At 41.6% G+C, this 2,304-nt stretch carries 1 protein-coding gene; it reads right to left on the bottom strand.

All coding sequences use genetic code 11. From position 1 onward, the window contains the following. Positions 1 to 191: 191 nt before the first annotated feature. On the bottom strand, positions 192 to 2,231 hold the full coding sequence (gene recG, locus ACI4WO_RS05025) for an ATP-dependent DNA helicase RecG (protein WP_439806468.1): 2,040 nt from the start codon (positions 2,229 to 2,231) through the stop codon (positions 192 to 194). Positions 2,232 to 2,304 lie beyond the last annotated feature (73 nt).

The following is a 2,304-nucleotide window of genomic DNA, read 5'->3' as shown; positions in this document are numbered from 1 at the left end:
ACCTATGACCCTCTGCTTGTAAGGCAGATGCTCTCCCAGCTGAGCTATGCTCCCACGTTTTCGCTGTTCTCTCTCAGCGACTTAATTATTTTACAACAAAATCCGTCAAAAGTCAATAGGTTTTTTACAAAAAATTTATATTTGTTAAAACTATACATATAATGTACATTGCACTTGTACAGTTTTAACAATTAATTCAACCCATTTTCACCGTTCTGGCTGAAAAGACGGATAACCTCAATCTTTAGTCCCTGATAATCACGGCTTTCAAGCTTCGGGTCACGGCTTATAATATCCTCTGCGATTTTTTTGGTAAGTGTCATCATTTCCATATCAGCGGCAATATCCGCAATTTTAAGGGGCGGAAGTCCGTGCTGACGCTGACCGAAAAAATCTCCCGGTCCTCTCATTTTCAGATCCTCTTCGGAAATCTTAAAGCCGTCAGAGGTACTGCTCATAATCTTCATACGCTTTATACAGTCTTCACTGGTATTGTCTGTCACTAAAATACAATGACTTTGCTTTGAACCTCTTCCCACACGTCCTCTGAGCTGATGAAGCTGGGAAAGTCCGAAACGCTCAGCATTTTCAATCAGCATAACGCAGGCGTTAGGAACGTCCACGCCTACCTCTACAACGGTTGTGCAGACGAGAATATCAATCTTTCCCTCTTTAAATTCAAGCATAATCTCATTTTTTTCAGCGGCTTTCATTTTACCATGAAGAAGTCCCACTTCATAGTCGCTGAAATCAGTAGTTCTAAGCTTGTCTGCATAGCTTTTTACTGCCTGAAGTTCGCTGTCACTGTCCTCAATCATAGGGCATACTATATACGCCTGACCGCCCTCATCAATCTGTGATTTTATAAAATTATAGGCTCTTTTTCTGAGTTTTCCCGTCACTGCATAGGTTTTCACAGGCAGTCTGCCCATGGGGAGTTTATCAATAACAGAAATATCCAGATCTCCGTAAATTATCAGTGCAAGGGTTCTGGGAATCGGAGTTGCGGACATTACAAGCTTGTGGGGACTTTTTCCCTTGTCCGCAAGAGCTGCACGCTGAGCAACGCCGAAACGATGCTGTTCATCAGTAATAACAAGGGCAAGATTTTTGAATTCAACGTCCTTTTGTATTATAGCATGAGTTCCCGCAACAACTGCGGCTTCTCCTGAAAGGATAAGTTCTTTTGCCTCTCTTTTCTGCTTTGCGGTCATTGAACCGGTAAGTAAAACCACATTTATTCCGGCTGGCTCAAGAAAGCCTTTGAGAGTATTATAATGCTGTACTGCAAGAATTTCCGTAGGTGCCATAAGTGCAGACTGATAGCCGTTTAAGTACGCAAAAAAGCATGCGGCGGCGGCAACGGCTGTTTTACCGCTTCCGACATCTCCCTGCAAAAGTCGGTTCATAGGACTCTGAGAGGACATATCATTTATAATATCCTGTATACTTTTAAGCTGAGGTTCAGTCATTTCAAAAGGCAGACTGTCATAAAATGACGACATATCCTTATTTTTGTCCATAACGCACGATGACTTTTCACGTCCTTTTTTTCTCAGCATCAGCATTCCCAGCTGAAGATTCAGAAGTTCATCAAAAGCAAGGCGTTTTCTGGCATTTTCAGCATCTTTAGAATTTTTCGGAAAATGAATACTTTTCAAAGCATGGGGGAGAGATAATAAATCATTCTCCATAAGGATATTAACAGGCATACTGTCGAAAGGTTCTCTGTCGAGTATTTCAACAGCTTCCCTGACATTTTGTAAAATTGCTCCGGAAGTAAGTCCGGTTGTAAGGTGATAAACAGGCTGAAAAGGCTCTGCACCGGATTTTACAATACGGGGTGCATTTATCTCACGTCTCAGAAGATTTCCGGTTATCTTGCCGTAAAAGCAGTATTCCTCCCCTTCTTTCAGGGCACGGAATCCGTAAACATTATTATAAATTACAACAATAAAATCGTGAAGACCGTCGGTAGCCACGGCTTTGAAAATACTTAACCCTTTGCGTATTCTCTGTTCCGGTAATTTTTTTGTTATCACACCTTTAAGTACTGCGTATTCATTTAACTGTGCGTCCACAGGAGAAACAGGAGATGAAAAATCAACATATCCTCTCGGCAGATGATAGAGAAGGTCGTAAACTGTTTCAATTCCAAGCCTTGCATAGCATGCCGCCTTCTTTTCTCCTACACCTTTAAGCGACCTTACAGGCTTGAACAGGTCATTCATTTACACTCCTCCTCTCCAGCTTTTTGAAAAAAAGCTGGGCAAAAACTTTCAGACGTGATTTACTTTTATGGAT

The sequence above is a fragment of the Porcipelethomonas sp. genome (genome assembly GCF_051893655.1).
Classification (GTDB): Bacteria; Bacillota; Clostridia; order Oscillospirales; family Ruminococcaceae; genus Porcipelethomonas.
Note: the sequence above shows the minus strand (reverse complement) of the source record. Positions and strands in the feature narration are given on the sequence as shown.